Origin of the sequence: Maribacter arcticus, from assembly GCF_900167935.1 — a bacterium.
In the GTDB taxonomy this organism is placed as follows: Bacteria; Bacteroidota; Bacteroidia; order Flavobacteriales; family Flavobacteriaceae; genus Maribacter; species Maribacter arcticus.
This window is the reverse complement of sequence record NZ_FUYL01000005.1, coordinates 26,124-45,469: the sequence shown is the minus strand read 5'-3', so window position 1 is coordinate 45,469 and position 19,346 is coordinate 26,124. Positions and strand designations below refer to the sequence as shown.

The following is a 19,346-nucleotide window of genomic DNA, read 5'->3' as shown; positions in this document are numbered from 1 at the left end:
GATGAAATCATTTTTTGAAGGTATTGCGGATTTATTTGTAAATGTGATATTTAAATACACAATGGATCCATTTAGATTTGCAGAAAGTTGGGCTATTTCCAATATTCTTAACTGGATGTTTATGTTAATTGGTTCAGCTGCTTTTATATATTGGATGCTTCAATTAAAGAAATATAATGATAGTGGTGAAGAGGATACTTCTAGTACATCTCACTCTTACCTATAAATTCAAAACTATAATCTTATCGGATTTCTAAAAGAAATCCGATAAGTATTTTAAAAACTTTATAAGTCGAAGCCTAAGTCTTTTCTATAATTCATTCCTTCAAAAGAAAGCTTCTCTACATTGTGGTAAGATTTTGAAAGAGCAGATTTAAAATCTGATCCAAAAGAAGTAATTGCCAAAACTCTACCTCCATTGGTGACTACTTTACCATTTTTTATAGTTGTACCGGCATGAAAGACCAATGAATCTTCGATAGATTCAATCCCTTTTATCTCTTTCTCTTTTTCATAAGAGCCAGGATATCCCCCTGACACCGTCATTACAGTAGTTGCGGTACGGTCATCTAATTGCAACTCGACTTCAGAAAGCTTTTCGTTAGCCACAGCTTGTAAAAGTTCTACTAAATCATTTTTAATTCGAGGTAGAACAACCTCAGTTTCTGGATCACCCATACGAACGTTGTATTCAATAACCTTTGGGTCTTCACCAACTTTAATTAACCCGATAAAGATAAAACCCTTATATGGCATCTTATCCTTTTTAAGCCCCTCTACCGTCGGTTTCACAATTCGATGCTCAATCTTATCCATAAACTCTTTACTCGCGAATGGAACGGGGGAAATGGCCCCCATACCGCCAGTATTAAGGCCGGTATCACCTTCGCCTATTCTTTTGTAATCTTTCGCTGTTGGTAAAACCTTATAACTATCACCATCGGTAAGAACAAAAACGCTTAATTCTATACCGTCTAAAAATTCTTCAATGACTACGGTCGCGCTTGCAGAACCAAATTTCTTATCAACCAGCATAGCTTTTAATTCTATCTTGGCTTCATTCAAGTCATTAAGAATAATTACGCCTTTACCAGCAGCAAGTCCATCAGCCTTTAAAACATAAGGCGGATTTAATTCTTCTAAAAATTTAAAACCTTGATTAACTGTATCAGAAGTAAAGCTTTTATATTGAGCAGTAGGTATTTGATGTCGCATCATAAACTCCTTTGCAAATTCCTTACTTCCCTCTAGGGTAGCGGCTAATTTTTCAGGTCCAATAACTGCAACATTATTCAATTCTTTATCATTAAGGAAAAAATCATGAATACCGTTTACTAAGGGATCTTCAGGTCCAACAAGCACTAACTCAATACTCTCTTTTAAGACTAATTTTTTAATGGCCTCAAAATCATTTACACCAATTGGTACATTTATTGCTATTTCTGCTGTACCTGCATTTCCAGGAGCAACGAAAAGCTTTGAGAGTTTATTACTTTGAGATAATTTCCAGGCAAAAGTATGTTCACGACCGCCTGATCCAAGGATTAAAATATTCATACTTGTGGTTTTTGCAAAAATAAACTTTGCATTAGAATAAAACTATTTACTGGAGAAGTCTCTATGTTCTTTTTTCTGTAAATCCTCTTTGGACAAGGATTTGAAATAATCGTATACGATTTTCAATCCCTCTGAGCGACTAACTTTTGGCTCCCATCCTAAAATTTCTTTGGCTTTGGTAATGTCTGGTTGGCGTTGGGTAGGATCATCCTTGGGTAGAGGCACATATATTACTTTCTGCTTTGTGCCAGTAAGTGCAATTATCTCATCCGCAAATTGCTTAATAGTTGTTTCATGTGGATTTCCAATATTCACAGGGTCGGTGTAGTCGCTAAATAACAAACGATATATTCCTTCGACCTGATCATCTATATAACAGAAAGATCTTGTTTGGGAACCATCACCAAAAACCGTTAAATCTTCTCCTCGTAAAGCTTGTCCCATAAATGCAGGAACTACTCTGCCATCGTTTAAGCGCATTCTAGGACCATAGGTGTTAAATATGCGTACGATTCGTGTATCTAACCCATGATGCCTGTGATATGCCATTGTAATCGACTCCATGAAGCGTTTAGCTTCATCGTAAACACCGCGAGGACCAATTGGGCTAACATTACCATAATACTCTTCGTTTTGCGGATGTACCAAAGGGTCTCCATAAACTTCTGAAGTAGACGCAACCAAAATTCTAGCATTCTTTTCCTTTGCAAGACCTAGTAGGTTAAGTGTACCTAACGAACCAACCTTTAATGTTTCTATTGGAATCTTTAAATAGTCTATTGGACTTGCAGGTGATGCAAAATGCAGTATATAATCAAGCTTACCTTCTAAATGTACAAATGTAGATACATCATGATGATGGAATTCAAAACGTTCTAATGGAAAAAGATGTGCAATATTCTTTAAATCACCTGTAATAAGATTATCCATTCCTATTACATGAAAACCCTCTGCAATAAAACGATCACATAAGTGTGATCCTAAAAAGCCAGCGGCTCCTGTAATTAAAATTTTTTTCATATTTTTTAATAAGCCTTTTCCTCACCTTTTAAGGCATTAACAATAGTTTGTACAATAATTTTTAAATCTAAAAAGAAAGACCAGTTTTCCACATAAAATATATCAAACTTAATTCGATTTTGAATATCGCTATCACGTTCAATTTCTCCCCTATACCCTCTTATTTGAGCCAATCCTGTTATCCCGGGTTTCACAAAGTGACGTAACATATATTTATCCACACGCCCTGCATATTCATCAGTATGTTTTAACATGTGTGGTCTTGGCCCTACTACAGACATATTACCAAACAGTACATTATAAAACTGTGGCAGCTCATCTATACTAGTTTTTCGTATAAATCGGCCTATTTTAGTGACCCTCATATCATTTTTACCTGCTTGCTGATACTCAGATGAATCGTTCATTGCCATAGAACGAAATTTAAAACACTGAAATTCATCATTATCAAATCCTGTTCTTTTCTGAATAAAGAAAACAGGACCTCTAGATTCCACCGAAATTAAAAATGCCAATAACGGCCCTAGCCAAATTAATATTCCGAAAATTACTACAAGTGAAAAAACTATATCAAACAATCGCTTTAAAAAAGCATTGAGGGAATTATGCAATGGTATATCTCGTAATGATAAGATAGGGAGGTAATCATAATATTCAAATTTTAATTTTTTAGAAAAAATATTCTTATTGTCTGGAAGAAATTTAAGTGTTTTTAGATTATTGTCAGCAAAATTAATAAATGCTGAAAGCTCATCATTTTTCAATTCAGAAACCGAACAGTATATTTCGTCAATATTATTGTTCACAATGTATCTGAAACAATTTAACAACTCAAAATCTTTATCTCTGGGCGAAAATTGAGAAGAAAAATGATACCCAAATTCACGCCTTGTATTAAAAACTTCTATAAGTTGGTTGGCTTTTTTACTTTTACCTATAACCACTACATTCCTAATATTCCCTTTAATACGCTCTCTGTACTTGTTGAGAAGAGAGAAATTCAACAATTTTAAAAAGCTTATTCCTACAAAAACAAGGATAAAATACTGGCCCAATGCCAATCTACTCATTAACGGTTGTTTAAAAAACCCAATGTATGCATAGAGAATTAAAAAAAAGAAAACAAATTGCGTGAATAGTTTTCTAAGTAGAACTACGGCCTTGGAATATCGGTGAATCACATAAAATTCATTCTTGAATGACAGTATAACCCACGTTATAGAAATATAAAAATGAAATAAATATAGGTTTTGAAAATTAATAGGCAGAAAAGTGGTAAATAAATTTACAGTCAATAAATCCAGCCCATAAGAAATGGGAGTTATAAAACCAGAATATCTACCTTGTTTAAAGAGCATTTATAATATTAACTAATTTTCAAATATATTAACTTATCCATTTAACCAAGACACATTAATTTTTATTTTAAGTTTTTATAAACTTCCTTAAAATTAAATTTAGGCAAGAAACTATTAAGGTACTCTTTCAACGTGGCCCCAGTAAGTTTATAAACCAAAAAATACCAACTAGGCACTAAAAGTATCAACATCGATATGGTCATTGCAATAGCAACTGCTTCAATGGAATACAAAGAGCCAATTATAATTGCCCCTGGTAATACGAATAGAGATATTAAATTCCAATAAAACTCAATGTCGGTTCTTCCTGTTGCAATTACCAGACTACCGATAGGATTGCCAATCGCTCTAAATAACATATAAACAGAAAGTATACGGACTAATAAAACTATATTCTCATATCCTGAACCATAAAATACTTCAACAATAAGTGGTGCAAATATTATCAAAATAAGGTAAACAGGTATGTTTACGCTCATAACATAGTTTAAAAATTTTAAGTAATTTCTTTTTAATTCAACCAGGTCAAATTGCAACTTAGCCAAAACAGGACCGGCAACCTTTGTGAAAATTGGATTTAATATTTGAGTAGGTCGATAAACCAATTGCTTGGCTAAGCTATATCCTCCTAAAACATCTTGGCCAAAAGCTTTTCCAATAATAAGAATATCGAGATCTCTGTTAAAGTAATTTATTACCTGACCGCCAACTTGATAAATCCCGATTTTTAAAAATGCTTTTGTTTCATTAAATCTATAATGAAACAAAAGACCATATTTTTTAAATCCATAGATAAAATATAGGAGATTTTGTAAAGCATATTGCAACAATGCTGAATAAACTAATGACAGAATACCGAAGTTATTAATAGCTAATATCACAGCAAGAATGAGTGAAAGTGCAGCAGAAAATATTTCGAAAATAGATATATATTTAAATTGTAAGTCTTTAGCTTCCATAGTTTTGAAAATACGACCTACTGCAGATGCTAAGATATTTAACCCTAATAAGGGTATAAGGGTAACTAGTCTTGGTTCTTCATAAAAACCAGCTATAAAAGGGCTTATAAAAAATAACATCACATATAATAACAAACTGAAACCAATATTAAACCAATAAAGGCTTGCATATTCCTTTTTGCTAATGTTTTGCTTATGTAAAATCGCAGATGTAAGCCCCATATCTGTAAAAAGGTCTGTAAAACCTAGTACAAACATTATCAAAGCCATTAACCCAAAATCGGACTTGTCTAAAAATCTAGTTAATATAGATATTTTAAGTAATGCCGTTAACGCAATAACAATAGTACCTATTGTGGTCCACTTTATTCCAGAAACAATTTTGCTTTTATTATTTGGAGTATCCACTGAAGAGCATTGAACTTATTATAAATGGTTTTGAAATTCTTTCTTAACCTAGAACTCTGTTTTTACTTATTAAAAAATTCATTTATCACCTTACAAATAGAATTTACTTGTTTTTCTTCAAGCTCATAAAATAAAGGCAGTCTAACTAGACAATTCGAGTATTCGTCTGACCAAGGTAGACTCTTAAGTGGATGGTTTTTTAGATAGTATTTACTCGTATGCAATGACAAATAATGAAACACGGCATGCATATCATTCTCCCTTAAATGTCTAATAAAATTATCTCTTTCTTCAAGGTTCTTAGTGACAACATAAAACATATGTGCATTATTAGTTGCATATTCAGGAATCTTGGGTAGTTTTAATAAGTTTTCGTTTTGTAAATCCTTTAGATTTTCAAAATAAATATTCCATAGTCTAATACGTTTATCTTGAATATCTTTTAGATGCTCTAACTGGGCATATAAAAAAGCTGAAATAAGCTCTGAAGGCAAAAAAGAAGAACCTGTGTCTACCCAACCGTACTTATCTATCTCACCCTTAAAAAAAGCCGACCTATTTGTGCCTTTTTCCCAAATAATTTCAGCTCTTTCTTCAAAACTTGCATCGTTTATTGCTAACAATCCTCCTTCACCTGAAATAATATTTTTTGTTTCATGAAAGGAAAAAACACCTAAATGCCCAATGCCCCCCAAAGGATTGCCTTTGTAATATGAATCAATTGCTTGCGCTGCATCTTCTACAACAAAAATATTATGTTTTTTTGCTATTTGCATGATTAAATCCATATCACAGGCTACACCAGCATAATGAACAACTACAATTGCTTTAGTTTTTGGGGTTATTAAATTCTCAATCAAGGTTTCATCAATACCAGGATGATCAGACCTGCTATCTGCAAAAACTATTTGTGCACCTTGTCTAACGAAAGCGAGAGCTGTTGAAACAAAGGTATATGAAGGTACTATGACCTCATCACCTTCGACTATATTCAATAAAATTGCAGCCATTTCTAAGGCATCTGTACAAGATGTAGTTAATAAAGTCTTTTTGAAACGAAATTTCTCTTCAAAAAAAGCTTGCGCCTTTTTTGTGTATTTACCGTTACCCGATAATTTACCAGAATTGACAGCATCGTATATATAATGTGTTTCTTTACCCGTTAAATGAGGTTTGTTAAATGGAATCATGTGCTCTTATAAATCTTACAGGGTTACCTACATACAAGCCACTTTCATTTAGGTTTTTAATAACCACAGCGCCTGCTCCTAATTTAATATTTTCTTTAATCTCAATATTATCGATTATAGTGCTATTTATACCTAAAATACAGCATTGACCAATTGTAGAAAAACCCGCAATTGCCACCCTTGGTGACAAAAAAGAATGGGCACCAACAATAGAATCATGAGAAATAACTACACCTATATTTACTAAAATATTATCTTCTACCATTACATTAGCATCAATGATACAGCCTGGATATATAATGACTCCTTTACCTATTTGAGAAGTTGAATCGATAAATGTAGTCGAATGAATTATCTTACCAAAAGGTATTATATTTTTAAAACGTTCAAAGAAATTCTTTCTAACGCTCATATGTTTGTAACCTATTGCAATAATTAATTCATCAAAATTATTTCTTTTATATTCATTCTCTACATCTTTGGTTTTTCCCAGAACAGTGAATCCATTGATAATATTCTCATTGGTAAAATCGTCAAAAAAAACAATTGTGCCATAGTGGTTATCGCTAATAGCAAAATGTGCAATTTGCTGTCCTAATTGCCCAGCTCCAATGATTCCAAGAGTCTTCACTTTTATATATTAAAATTAATTACTTTTTCTAAAGTATAATTCTTTGATTGGAGTTGTAAATCAAATATCCTGAACGATCGTTACTATTTTTTATGGTAATCATCTTTTTGCTCATAACTTGTTTTTCAACATCAAAAAAATTCTTTTTCTTGAAAAAAGGTAAAATTTGTTCTGTTTCCTTACTTAAAAAATACACCCCAGAAAAACTATTGTCTATAACCCTAATTGAATTAGGGTCGAATCTATTTAATGCTACATTTATAACACCCTCTAAAAAGTCGTACCCTGTAGATAATTTTACCAAGTGTGAACCAATAAAATCTCCCCCCATTCTTGCACCAACTTCAATTATATAAACTTCCCCATTTTCGGTAATTTTAAACTCAGTATGTCCAGCACCATTTTCCACACCAAGAGATTTAAGTGCTTTAAAAGTTTCTGATTTCAATGTTTCTTTGATGTAGTTATTACAATTTGATGGCTGATGATGCGAAAGTTCTACGAAATTTGGTTCTCCAGTAGTTATTTTATCTGTTATAGCCAAAATATAGTGATTTCCTTTCCATGAAATACTTTCGACACTTACCTCAGCACCTTCAATGTAATCTTCTACAATACAGCTATTTGTTAGCGATTCTTTGCAGGCCTCATCTATAGCTTCCAACAAATCCTCTTTTTTGTTAACTTTTGAAACACCTCTACTTCCAGATCGATCAACCGGTTTAACAATAACAGGAAAATCAGATGTAACTTTTTCACTATCTTCTGTTTCTAATTCCCAAAATTGTGGTGATTTAACATTGAAATCTTTAAATTTTCTCCTCATCAATATTTTATTGGTAGATATAATTGAAGAATAGTATGAATTAACACATAAGTTCAATTTTTCACCAACATATGACACAGTAGGAATAGCAATGTCAGTAGCAATAGTAGTAATCCCATCAATTTCCAGAGAAGTACAAATTTTCAATATTTTTTCTTTATCCAAAACAGAAATTGGGTAGAAAAAATCTGCAATATCTGAACATATGGCACCTTCTTTCCATGCAAAACAATGAGTTTCCAAACCCATTGATTTTGCTTTTTCCACCAGTGGTAGTTGTAAGTAACTGGCGCCAATTATTGCAAGTTTAAACGACATTTATAATTTTTCTATATTTTTTATATTTGCATCACATATATTATTCTCCCACATTATAAAACCACCATCAATCCATGGTTTTTTCATTTGAATCTCTAGATGATTATCTTTCCAAACCGAAGAACTTTCAATCTTTTTGACCTTAATAATAAATTTAGCATCATTTAAAGACACTCCCTTTTTATGTGCCCAGAACGCAGTAAAATCTCTTACTCCTTTTTCCAATTTATTCTGATCGATATTTGGGCCATTTACACGAAAAGTCCATTTCACCCAATTAAAAGAATAAAGGTAATTTGAAGGTGACCCATTTTCATCAATAATAGGCAGTAAAGTTTCTGAACCATCTTTCTCCATATAAGCTACTGCAATAACATGATCATAACCATCAAAGTGAATTTTATCAGTAAAAACCACATGATGAGTAACACCCAATAATGTTTTACTAACCTTATCGACCAATGAGACAGACTTTTCTAATACAACATCTACCTTGCTGTCATTAAAACCTAGTGCCTGCTGTATATTCTCAGAGAGATAACTATGATATATTAGAATGCCTTGCAAAACTATCGCCATTACTATATAAAGATGTAGTAATTTAAATTTTAAATCTTTTAGCGTAAGGTTGTGTAATAATTTAAATTTAGAATCATCTGGTATGGAAGGAGGGTCATAACCACAATTTTCGTCTGTACAACGTTCTTTAGTTCGATTCTTTGCAACATAACCATAAACTGCGTTTGCAAAATGAAATATTCCAGGAACCCTTAAAACAAGCGAAATAGGGTACAAATACCAAATGTATCTCATTATTTGTATATAGGTATTTACACCCGCATATACATTGCCATTTATATCGACACTATGTATATCGGTCAATAACTGTTCTTCTATTTTATCCTTTAGATATTTATTTTCAGCAGCATCATACTGTACCGTTAAGAATTTAATTCTACCACTATTACTTAAATGATTTACGGTTATTTTCGTTCTAACACATAAAGGACACTCAGTATCATAAAAGACGTCCAGCTTTGAAGTTTTACTTTTTCTATTAAATATCTTATCCCAAAAAGTAACTGGAATCATTAATATGTAAATTGAACAAGCTATCAAAGCAAACCATGGTATTGGAAAGGTCACCAAAATACCTAAATGCAAACCTAATCCAATAATCAAAAGTGGTACTCTCCACTTTTTCCTAAAAAACACAAAAAGGAAAACAGCTTCAAACACCAGTGTTAAATACCCTAAAAATTTAACTAAAATTTCATTGTTCAACAACCAAGAAGTATTCGTATGTACTATCATCGGTAGAGATGATGGCTCCCAAACACCTAAACCATTATACCACATTGGAGAACCTAATTTCCAAAAAACAGAATCAAAATAAACTAGTGCCAAACCTGACAATACTGGTATAAAATAATAAAGCTGAGAAATATTTTGTGGAGGGTTGTATTGAAAAGTTGTATTCGAATATTTCAACTTGTTTATTAATCTATCCAACGATAAACATTGACTAATAGGCATAAACATGAACAGAAAATTAATACCCATATATGCATAAAACACATGGTATTCATAGGTATTGATTGACCCAATCAAAATAAGGCCCATAATATAGTTCAGAACTGAAAAAAACCTTGTGAACAGGCCAAAAAATAAAAACAAAACAGAAATTAGCCAGATGCCAATCGGAATGCCAAACTCAATTTCAGATAGTTCTATGTATGGTATTTTATCAAAAATAAGATGTCGAAAATAGAAGATTTGAGATATTTCACAAAGCAGAATTAAGCAATAGAACATTCTAAAAATAGCTAACCCCCTACCATTAATCTGCTTATCATAAGAACGTTTTAATCGGTTGTAGAATTTCATTTATTACTATTTACTCGTCAAATATTACACTATATCGCCAATAAACCTCATCCCCATCAAAAATAAAGCAATGCTTTTAGGCAGGGAAACATTCTATAAAAAAATTCAAGTACTCTTGATTTATCTTATCCCAATTAAAATCATTGTTAATTTTATTTATGTTTCCATTAATCATATTCTGATGCTTTTCTTTTGTAAACGTATTTAAAAAAGTAGCTATTTCTTCTTTCTTAGTAAAATAAAAGGCGTTTTCTTCTAATACCGATTTATTGAACACATTGTCATGTGCTATAATTAATGCACAAGAGGCCATTGCTTCTAATAAAGAAGGGTTGGTACCCCCTACTGAATGACCATGAAAATAAAGGTTAGAGAAATATCTTAAATTATTTAAATGGTTTTGATTATAAACCCCGCCTAAAAAAATTATACGTTTTTCATCTTTAAATTTATTCTTTAAATACCCGCCAAACTTTGTGCTAAGCTTACCAATTACTAAAAAAGGTAGCGTTGTTGTTGACATTACAACCCCGTTTAATATAGTTTCTATGTTGTTCTCAGGCTCTAATCTTGCAATCAGCATATTATACTCTTTCGGCTTTACACCATAGAGCTCCAATTCACTGACATTTGGGTCATTAAATACATTTGATCCATATGCTATGTATTTAGAATACATATTATAAGTCTCTTTGAGGTAAGATTTAATACCAATAGAATCTGATATTAAATAATCGCTGTTCATTGCAGCCCATTTTTCAGCTTTTTTCAGAAAGTCCCTGGTTTTTTTAGAGTATTTTGTTCTTTTCCATTCAAGACCATCCATATTAGTGATAATCAATGGTTTTTTTGGTAAGAGCCAATACCACAAAGAACTGCTAGTATAGCCAAGTTGCAGTATTATATCAAAATTTCTACTTCTTGAATCTATAATGCAATTGAAATCATATATAAATTGGCCTGCTGTTCCAATCCTTGATTCAGCATCAAAACAATGTACAATATTGACCCCCTTATACGTCTTTTCTTTATATGGGTGATCATGTGAATTATAAACATAAACCTCATGTCCCTTATTGGCTAAATAAACAGAAAAATATTCGGCGAATTGTTCAAAACCACCATGGTGGTTTGGAACACCTCTAGTTCCTAATAAAGCTATTTTCATATTTCATCATAAAAAAAGTGTTCATAAAAATAAAGATAACAATCCCTTTGTTTCTTGAAAGAACACATTCGAAAAGAAAAATCGTTAAAATTAAAATCAAAAAAAATAAATGTAACGATTCTTTGTTTTTTATGGCAAAATACAAACTGTATATCAGATATATTATAAATAAAGTAAATCCTAACGCTCCATAAGTAACCAAATACTGTAAGTATTGATTGTGCAAATTATAACCTTCAAACCAACCGGGCGCTAAGCCATATTGCATATAATAGTAATCGATATATTCTTGAACGTCACCAATACCATAACCAAAGAGTAATTTACCATCATTCTGTAAATGAAAAGTGCCAATTTTAAGCATCAGGTATCTTAATTCTAAATCACTTATTTTTTCTTTTTCCTCGTTGCTAAATACCTTTGACAATGCTATTTCACTGGTAGGTTGAAATGTTTCAATATCAAAGGTTAAACCATCAGAAAATCTATCGGAAACTATAGAAGATTTAAAAACAAACACATTGCTTAGAAGTATAAGTAACAATATAATCGACAAGGTATTTTTCTTCAACGCACCTTGTAGCAATTTTATAAAATACAATGGAATGAAAACTAGGATAACAACTTTTGAAGCACAAAGAAACAGCCCAAAAAGACCAAATGATATTATTAAAATTAAGAATATAAGAGCGCCACGACTCATAGGAACTTGTTTCTTATAATAAAAGGATAAAAAATAAATGGCTATACATAAGTTGATGGCAATGTATACCGGATGGAGGTCAAAAAAGGCTCCCAACTCATGAAAAAATAGAACATCAAAATTAGCTCCCCCAATTATCCTGAATATCGCAACTATAAATAATATGAAAAATGAGATTATGCTCGCAAATGAAAACACGCGTATTACAAATTCCCTATCTACTTTTGTGGGTGGGTAAATACCTATTAAAATAAATGGCATGAGAATTAGCAATAAATTTTTCTCTACCTGTTTAAGGCCCGCACTTATATCTTGACTAAACAAAGCACTAATTAAAATAAGGATAAAAAATAGAATTGGGGAGATTATTGCAAAAGACCAAATTTTTTTTCTGTCTAATTTTATCTGCTTGACTATTAATTGATATACAACAAATAAAATTCCTAAAATCATAGCGGCATTACCCATTTTAATTGGAAATGGAATACAGGCTACTATCAAAGATAAAAGCAATAGATTCCAACTAATACTTTGCCCAAAAATGATTGTTTTATTCATTTACCCCTAAAATACCAAGAATTTGTTTGGCTTTTGTCTCCCAAGAATAATCCTTAACTAAAAGCTTCTTTTTAGTATTATTCATCGAACCGACCTCTTGTGCAAAATCTTCCTTGGTTTTAGCGATGTAAAGATACTCTTCTAGGTCTTCTAGGCCATTACCGTTGGTTCCGACTACTTTTTTGTTTAATAATAGATATTCATAGGCTTTCATAGAGTCTCCGCCATGCTGCCCTTCTTTAATATTATAAGGTACAATGCAGGTGTCGAAACTCTTGACATAATTAGGATATATATCATACTTTTTATCTCCCAAAAAATAAACGTTTTCTCTTTTTACAATTTGATTATAAACTTTCTGGTCTAATATCTGACCCACAAAAACAAACGAAGCCTCTGGGTTTTTTAGTGTTATATAATTTACTAGTTCCCAATCTATCAAATAAGATAGTTTACCGCCAAAACCAATTATTGGTCTTGGTATATTCTCGATATCTTTCGGGAGAATAAATTCGCCTGAGGCGAAATTTGACTTTACCCCATTCTTTATTAATTGAATGTTTTTTACATTAAACCTCTGCGTGTAAAAAGCAACGTTTTCATTTGAATTAGTTATCCAATTAGGTATGTTCTCCGCTAAATCTTTGTATCCGCTCTCTAGTTCAGACACGAAGCTTTGATAAAGTGGGAATTTTAAAAAATTATCCCATGCATCGAATAATTTATTTTGTGCTTTAACATTAACGGCTAACTTGTGGGCAAAAATATTTTGGTTGATTAGATAAGGTGATTTCAGTTCTATTTTGTCACTACAATGCGAAATAAAATCTGCATATTTTGGATCGCTATATTTCTTTATAAACCACAAATACTTTTTAAAGAACTGCCCTATAACATCTCTTGACTTATAGTCTGCAACATAGATATTCTCTTGAACTTTGGTAAGGCTAAACTTTTTTGTGCTGATTAATTCTTTACCCTCCAATTTTAACTTGTGCTTCTTGTAAAAAAGTTCTAACCATGTTAATGGCCTATTGACTACTAAAATATTACCAACATGCTCACTTTTGGAAAGAGCTTGAATAAAATGAACGTCTCTAGTTCTAAAACCCTCATGCTCGCTTTTTCTCCAATCATGAAATGGTATAACAATTACATCCACTTTCTTCATTTGGTAATCTTTTAAAATTTACTTGTGAATTTTACCCATTACATTGAAAGCATATATCTTTCAACTCTACATGAAATAACCACGTCTGGTTTAACCTTATCAACTATGCTTTGATCGTATATACCATTGATGTAAATGACTTCTTTATAATGTAATGATATAAATTGAACTAAGGCAGTAGTAAATGAATCTCTAAAGATCAGTACTTTTTGTTTTTTTGGACTATTATCATTTTGAGTAATAATTGTTCCCTTTGGAAAACCCTCTCTTACTAATGTTTTGTACAATTTAGTTTTATCTATTAAATCGTATGTCGGTAGATTATCTTTGTATCCGTATATGGACTTAACCCCTAGTTGATTTGTTAAATCTCCTTCATAAGAATCATTATATTTAATTTGAAAATCTGAAATATTAAAAGGAGTAAGCCCTAAGGTTGCATAAGTAACTTGACAGAAGCCTCTATAAGCCTCATAGGCGCCATTTGCGTTCCAATGCGTATCTAATGTGCGATAAAGATTTTTATTGTCTTTAGCAGCCACAACAGGCTTTCGTACATCAAAAAAATCAAAATCTTTTTTCTTGAAATAATTAATTATTTGATCAGCTTGTGAATTTTCTTCTTTTATCTGAAGGCGCATTGAAGCCGGCAAAAATTCAGGATAAATTGAATGCTTATTGGGCCAAAACCCAACCACGTAAGTAATACCTGTTTTACTCAACAAATCTCTTCGTGACGCAAACTTGGTATACATTTTATTTAAATCCTCTATAGAGATAGGCGCGGTATTCGTATAACTACCAAAGACTTCATCATCTATATTATTATAAAAAAGAAATTTATTTGATCCAAACTGAACTCTTTCTGGCTTAGGTGATGATTTAAAGACATTCACTTTGATTCTACCAAACAGATCTATCATTTCATTTCTTAAGCCAAAGTTGTCGTTGAAATAGTTTTCAAATTCTTGCGGGAATTTTTCTACTGAAGTAAACTCGGGCATTTTAGCAAGCTCTCTTTTTTCAAGAGATACTTTCTCATTTTGGTTAGAAAAAATTTGGAATAAAAATGGTGAAACAATAATCAAAACAAACAAAAATATGTACACATGGTTCAGTTGAAACTCTATTTTTTTATTTATTAAAAAAACATAGAAAGAAAGTGAAAACAGTATTGATATAAAATAGATGAGTGTGCTATTGAATTGTTGTTTAGGCTTTCTTAAATTTTCAATTGCTTCAGAAATAACAGGTTTCGAAATTAAAAATGGATCATATCGACCATTTACGATTTTGGGAGAAAAAAGATTGTCTTTTAATGTCGCATATGCATTTAAATCAAAACTATTTAATAAATCATTGCTTATTGCTATTGAACCTGTTTCAGAACTAATAGTAATAGATTTTAATACAATTGGTTTTTGGTTTTTGTTTGCTCCAATATCAACTCTTATTCTATTGATGGTTTTATCAATTGGAAGTTCAAATTGTAAATTCTGAAAAGCTTCACTTCCTTGAATTCTTTGGTGAACACTATTTTCATCACTCCATTTTTTTACTCCTTCTTGTAAATAATAAATATAAAAAATATCATTTTCTAGGGTTATCGTCTCCAAATCAATAGTAATTCCTGTGGGCTTTAATTTTTTATTCGAAAGAATAGAAAACATAAACCAAAATATTAATAAGCCACCTATTACCGCTAATAATTGTTTTCCCATTTCTAAAATCTAAAATATATAAATGGATTAAATGTCGTTTGTGCCAGTTCTAAAATTGTGAAAACAAATAATATTAAGTAAACACTGTACTTTACAGTAGCTCTTAAAATATCATTATGAATCAATAATGTCACTTTATTTGAAACAAATTGTTTAATAGGTGTCGAGAACAATATACCCGCAAGTAATACAAAATAGGTATATCGATCTAAATACATTAAAGGATAGTTATTAGAGCCACTTGAAAATGAAAATAATTTTTTAATAAATAGAAGGGCCAAGTTTAAATCTTCAATTCTAAAGAAAACCCAACCAATGATTACCACTAAAAGTAAATAGAACCTTTTTAAGAACCATAATTTGCCAGGGAAGGAAATTATACCAGTTCTTTCTAGAATAATAAATAGTCCATGATAAAGGCCCCAAATCACATAGTTCCAACTTGCACCATGCCATAACCCAGTAATAAAGAATACAATTACTAAGTTGATATAAGTCCAATATTTACCTTTTCGATTGCCTCCTAAAGGAATATATAAATAATCTCTAAACCATGTAGATAATGATATATGCCATCTACGCCAAAACTCCTGTATTGATTGCGAAATATAAGGGTAATTAAAATTTTCTTTGAATCTAAACCCTAACATTCTACCTAAACCTATAGCCATATCTGAATATCCAGAAAAATCAAAATAAATCTGCATGGTATAACATAATATTGCCAACCAAGCCACCGGAGTTGATAATTCAGTTGGACTTATATCGAATGCCTTATCTGCTATTAGCCCTGCCGTGTTTGCTATTAATACTTTTTTAGCCAGTCCTCCGATAAATTTAGTTACACCTGAAGAAAACAATTCTTTGGTTATCGTTCTATTCTTAATTTCTTGAAATATATCTATGTATCGTACTATAGGACCAGCTATCAGCTGCGGAAATAATGATACATATAAACCTAAATGAACTAAATTCTTCTGGCTATCCACTTCCTTTCTATATACATCTACCAAATATGATATGTTTTGAAAGGTAAAAAACGATACTCCAATTGGCAGCGCAACAGTACTTACATCAATATCTATTTTGATTCCAATGTCCATTAAATTTTCAAGAATGAAATGGATGTACTTATAATAAATTAAGATTAAAAGATTTAAAGTAACACCAATTGTCAATGCCCATTTTGGCATTGATTCTCTTGAGTTTGCTTGTGAAATAGAAATTAAAATTCCAAATATATAGTTTATACATATTGAGATAATCATTAATAATACCAATATATTTTCACCCCATGCGTAGAAAAACAAACTGCATATTAGGATAAATGGATTTCTTAATGATTTTTTAAGTAAAAAATGTAACCCTAAAACAAAAGGCAAAAATAAAAACAAAAAAACCGTAGAACTGAAAACCATTTATAAAATTACTATTAGATGAATTACCCGATATTTAACTACTTGAAATTTTGGCTTGCTTTATTCTTTTGTTAAAAACAGTAAATAATGCAAACAAAATAGCGATATCAGAAAGTATCGTAGTGTATAAGGCGTACAATAAAAAAATTGCTATAAAAATTAAAAATGGTATTCCTTTATCAATATCTAAGTATGAAATTAAATAAAACATATAAAAAAATACTATAATGAGCCCAATTATTCCTAAATCAAAATAGGTCCAAATCAATTGGGTAAAATGTCTAGTTTGTTTAAATTTTCCTGTACGGACATCAAAATAGCTATATGGCCCATTACCAATCCATTTCGTTTTTAACACTTTTGCCGCAACCATTATTATTTGAAATCGCTTCGCTGTAGTATCCTCATAAAACTTTTCAGCACTTTGGAGTGAAAATTGTTTTTCAAAAGAGCCTCCTAATTTTCTCTGAACAAATTTTTCTTCTTTAAGGCTGTACCCGATTGACACTAGTAATACAACTAAAATTACTCCCAACGCCTTAAATCTAAAATCACCTTTATATTTTTTATAAACCGGACCTAAAACTGAACCTAAAATTAAAAGGATAAATAAAACTTTTGAAATATTGGACTGAGTTAAAAAAAGTGTTGTTCCTAAATAAATAATTGAAATTTTAGGATATTTTATTGCGTCCTGAATTTTCTTATCTGAAAATAAAATGATTGAAACAATAATTAGTATAAAGATTCCTAATGAATGATCTGATTTTATAAAAAATGTACCGAACATAAAATCATACCAAGCAATTCTTTGTCCACTATTATTAAATAGTATTAAAAAATCATAAAAAAATATTTGTGCGATTAATACTGGTAATTGAATTAATGAAATATAAAAAAAGGCTTTAAAAACTGTTACTTTAGTAATATAATTTTCTTTATAATTTATAAAGGTAAACAGATAAACTCCTAAAGGTAATAGAGGGAAAATGAGATAAGCGACAGTTGATATAATATCACTTTTTCTGACTAAAGCAGTAATTATTATTGTACATGAATAAAGTGCAGCAAATAAAACTATTTTATTTAGAACTAATTTACGCTTATGTATACTATACATTCCATAAACACAAAATATAAAACCTGTTAGAAAAAAAGTAAGAACAGTATTAGAAAAACCCAGTAAAAACTGAATACTACCACCTAAAACAAAAATTAAAAAGGTGATAATATAAAAGCTGAATATATATATTGATTTGAAAGAAGTCATGAATTTATGTAGCCTTTTTTAAAATCATGAAAGTAATTTTATTAAGTTGCTAAGATCGTTGTTTACTTTGTCTTTGTTGAAAAGAGTTTCTAAAATTTTTCTATTCGCTACAACTTCAGTCTGAGGTAATTTTTTAATAGTATAAATATCAAAGTCTATATCAAAATCAAAAACATTTATCTGATTTCTTTTTAAGTATAGATATACCGGACTTTTAGCATACATATATACTCTTGCGCCTAAATAAAGCATCGCAATAATATTTCCCATAGCTTGTTGTCTATAATGATAAAATATACCAACAGAACAAGACATAAGAATATTCAGGTATTGCTGTCTTTCCATAAAAATTAGTAGTGGTTCAAATCTATCACCAAAACAACTCTCACCTTCCTTAATAACAGTCTTTCTATAAGCATCATTTTGACCATAACTCAGCGGTACAAAAACTTTAGATGAAGCAAGTTTTTTGTGTTTCAATTTATCTATTACATCTAAATGATTAGACTCAGGTGTATTAGAATTTCCAATAATTATATTTGTTGCTTCTACTTGGTTATATACATCTTCATTTCCTGCAAGGTATTGATCGATACTTGTAAACGTACAATTTACAAAACGTAAATTATTTGGATAATATTTACTGAAATAGATATAATCTTCCTCCAAATAAGTTGAAAAATAATTTACTTTTTTTAGACTTTTAAAAACAATTGAGTATCGGTCTTGCTCTTTAGTAAATAGAAAGAAAATAGTTCTCAATAAATTATTAGCCAACAACTTTCTCTTAAAAAATAAAAATGCCTCTTTTCTACTTAAAAATTTATCGGTAAGTGGTGCATAAATGTTCTGTTTTATTTTAGGTAAACCATAAATATCAAAACCCCAAGCAACCCAAGCTATTTTTAACTCATACTTTAGTTCTAATAGAATTTTAGCAAATTCTAAATGATAAGCGTGTAAAACAATTCCTGTAGGTTTTAATTCCTCAACAATACCATTGATATCTTCTTTCTCATACTTAAATATCAGAATGTTTTGATGAGAGTTTTTTATGTGTTTAAACTTCTCCTTATCTTTAACAAATACTAAATATTTATTGTCTGATGAGATGCCTTCAAAATTAGATATTATTTGTTCTGCAATTTTTTCATCTAAAAGAAAATGTAAAATCATACTTTAT

The 19,346-nt window shown here is 30.7% G+C and carries 16 protein-coding genes; 1 reads left to right on the top strand and 15 read right to left on the bottom strand.

Annotation, left to right across the window (positions count from 1 at the left end; translation table 11 throughout):
* The first annotated feature begins 1 nt into the window (after position 1).
* Positions 2-226 (top strand): DUF6341 family protein, encoded by a 225-nt coding sequence (locus tag B5X55_RS09020; protein ID WP_079512301.1) that lies wholly within the window; start codon positions 2-4, stop codon positions 224-226.
* 59 nt (positions 227-285) lie between these two features.
* Here B5X55_RS09020 and purD read toward each other — a convergent pair whose 3' ends face one another.
* From purD to B5X55_RS08945, 15 genes are all read right to left on the bottom strand, one after another.
* Positions 286-1,557: a phosphoribosylamine--glycine ligase gene (gene purD / locus B5X55_RS09015; protein WP_079512300.1), complete on the bottom strand. Its 1,272-nt coding sequence runs from the start codon at positions 1,555-1,557 to the stop codon at positions 286-288.
* A 42-nt stretch (positions 1,558-1,599) separates the two neighbouring features.
* Positions 1,600-2,577: a UDP-glucuronic acid decarboxylase family protein gene (locus B5X55_RS09010; protein WP_079512299.1), complete on the bottom strand. Its 978-nt coding sequence runs from the start codon at positions 2,575-2,577 to the stop codon at positions 1,600-1,602.
* Positions 2,578-2,582: 5 nt separating this feature from the next.
* A complete protein-coding gene (locus tag B5X55_RS09005) occupies positions 2,583-3,935 on the bottom strand; it encodes an exopolysaccharide biosynthesis polyprenyl glycosylphosphotransferase (RefSeq protein ID WP_079512298.1) in 1,353 nt (450 codons plus the stop codon).
* A gap of 62 nt (positions 3,936-3,997) precedes the next feature.
* On the bottom strand, positions 3,998-5,302 hold the full coding sequence (locus tag B5X55_RS09000; protein ID WP_079512297.1) for an MOP flippase family protein: 1,305 nt from the start codon (positions 5,300-5,302) through the stop codon (positions 3,998-4,000).
* Positions 5,303-5,364: 62 nt separating this feature from the next.
* On the bottom strand, positions 5,365-6,492 hold the full coding sequence (gene rffA / locus B5X55_RS08995; protein ID WP_079512296.1) for a dTDP-4-amino-4,6-dideoxygalactose transaminase: 1,128 nt from the start codon (positions 6,490-6,492) through the stop codon (positions 5,365-5,367).
* On the bottom strand, positions 6,479-7,123 hold the full coding sequence (locus B5X55_RS08990; protein WP_079512295.1) for an acetyltransferase: 645 nt from the start codon (positions 7,121-7,123) through the stop codon (positions 6,479-6,481). Before B5X55_RS08990 ends, rffA begins: the two co-directional genes overlap by 14 nt.
* A gap of 28 nt (positions 7,124-7,151) precedes the next feature.
* Positions 7,152-8,267: an ATP-grasp domain-containing protein gene (locus tag B5X55_RS08985; protein ID WP_079512294.1), complete on the bottom strand. Its 1,116-nt coding sequence runs from the start codon at positions 8,265-8,267 to the stop codon at positions 7,152-7,154.
* On the bottom strand, positions 8,268-10,154 hold the full coding sequence (locus tag B5X55_RS08980) for a DCC1-like thiol-disulfide oxidoreductase family protein (protein WP_079512293.1): 1,887 nt from the start codon (positions 10,152-10,154) through the stop codon (positions 8,268-8,270).
* A 76-nt stretch (positions 10,155-10,230) separates the two neighbouring features.
* A complete protein-coding gene (locus B5X55_RS08975) occupies positions 10,231-11,322 on the bottom strand; it encodes a DUF1972 domain-containing protein (RefSeq protein ID WP_079512292.1) in 1,092 nt (363 codons plus the stop codon).
* On the bottom strand, positions 11,297-12,583 hold the full coding sequence (locus tag B5X55_RS08970; protein ID WP_079512291.1) for an O-antigen ligase family protein: 1,287 nt from the start codon (positions 12,581-12,583) through the stop codon (positions 11,297-11,299). The genes B5X55_RS08975 and B5X55_RS08970 overlap by 26 nt, the downstream gene beginning before the upstream one ends.
* Entirely contained in the window at positions 12,576-13,754 is a 1,179-nt protein-coding gene (locus B5X55_RS08965) for a glycosyltransferase family protein (RefSeq protein WP_079512290.1), read from the bottom strand. The genes B5X55_RS08970 and B5X55_RS08965 overlap by 8 nt, the downstream gene beginning before the upstream one ends.
* Before the next feature lie 38 nt (positions 13,755-13,792).
* On the bottom strand, positions 13,793-15,475 hold the full coding sequence (locus B5X55_RS08960) for an alginate O-acetyltransferase AlgX-related protein (protein WP_079512289.1): 1,683 nt from the start codon (positions 15,473-15,475) through the stop codon (positions 13,793-13,795).
* Positions 15,476-15,477: 2 nt separating this feature from the next.
* Complete coding sequence (locus B5X55_RS08955) at positions 15,478-16,743, bottom strand: MBOAT family O-acyltransferase (protein WP_234999700.1); 1,266 nt, start codon at positions 16,741-16,743, stop codon at positions 15,478-15,480.
* A 184-nt stretch (positions 16,744-16,927) separates the two neighbouring features.
* Positions 16,928-18,163, bottom strand: a complete 1,236-nt coding sequence (locus B5X55_RS08950; RefSeq protein ID WP_079512287.1) for a hypothetical protein — start codon at positions 18,161-18,163, stop codon at positions 16,928-16,930.
* Between the two features lie 24 nt (positions 18,164-18,187).
* Positions 18,188-19,339: a TDP-N-acetylfucosamine:lipid II N-acetylfucosaminyltransferase family protein gene (locus B5X55_RS08945; protein WP_079512286.1), complete on the bottom strand. Its 1,152-nt coding sequence runs from the start codon at positions 19,337-19,339 to the stop codon at positions 18,188-18,190.
* Positions 19,340-19,346 lie beyond the last annotated feature (7 nt).

Coding starts and splice junctions, on each gene's coding strand:
- B5X55_RS09020 (WP_079512301.1), top strand. CDS start 2: ATGAAATCATTTTTTGAAGGTATTGCGGATTTATTTGTAAATGTGATA.
- purD (WP_079512300.1), bottom strand. CDS start 1,557: ATGAATATTTTAATCCTTGGATCAGGCGGTCGTGAACATACTTTTGCC.
- B5X55_RS09010 (WP_079512299.1), bottom strand. CDS start 2,577: ATGAAAAAAATTTTAATTACAGGAGCCGCTGGCTTTTTAGGATCACAC.
- B5X55_RS09005 (WP_079512298.1), bottom strand. CDS start 3,935: ATGCTCTTTAAACAAGGTAGATATTCTGGTTTTATAACTCCCATTTCT.
- rffA (WP_079512296.1), bottom strand. CDS start 6,492: ATGATTCCATTTAACAAACCTCATTTAACGGGTAAAGAAACACATTAT.
- B5X55_RS08985 (WP_079512294.1), bottom strand. CDS start 8,267: ATGTCGTTTAAACTTGCAATAATTGGCGCCAGTTACTTACAACTACCA.
- B5X55_RS08980 (WP_079512293.1), bottom strand. CDS start 10,154: ATGAAATTCTACAACCGATTAAAACGTTCTTATGATAAGCAGATTAAT.
- B5X55_RS08975 (WP_079512292.1), bottom strand. CDS start 11,322: ATGAAAATAGCTTTATTAGGAACTAGAGGTGTTCCAAACCACCATGGT.
- B5X55_RS08970 (WP_079512291.1), bottom strand. CDS start 12,583: ATGAATAAAACAATCATTTTTGGGCAAAGTATTAGTTGGAATCTATTG.
- B5X55_RS08965 (WP_079512290.1), bottom strand. CDS start 13,754: ATGAAGAAAGTGGATGTAATTGTTATACCATTTCATGATTGGAGAAAA.
- B5X55_RS08960 (WP_079512289.1), bottom strand. CDS start 15,475: ATGGGAAAACAATTATTAGCGGTAATAGGTGGCTTATTAATATTTTGG.
- B5X55_RS08955 (WP_234999700.1), bottom strand. CDS start 16,743: ATGATTATCTCAATATGTATAAACTATATATTTGGAATTTTAATTTCT.
- B5X55_RS08950 (WP_079512287.1), bottom strand. CDS start 18,163: ATGACTTCTTTCAAATCAATATATATATTCAGCTTTTATATTATCACC.
- B5X55_RS08945 (WP_079512286.1), bottom strand. CDS start 19,339: ATGATTTTACATTTTCTTTTAGATGAAAAAATTGCAGAACAAATAATA.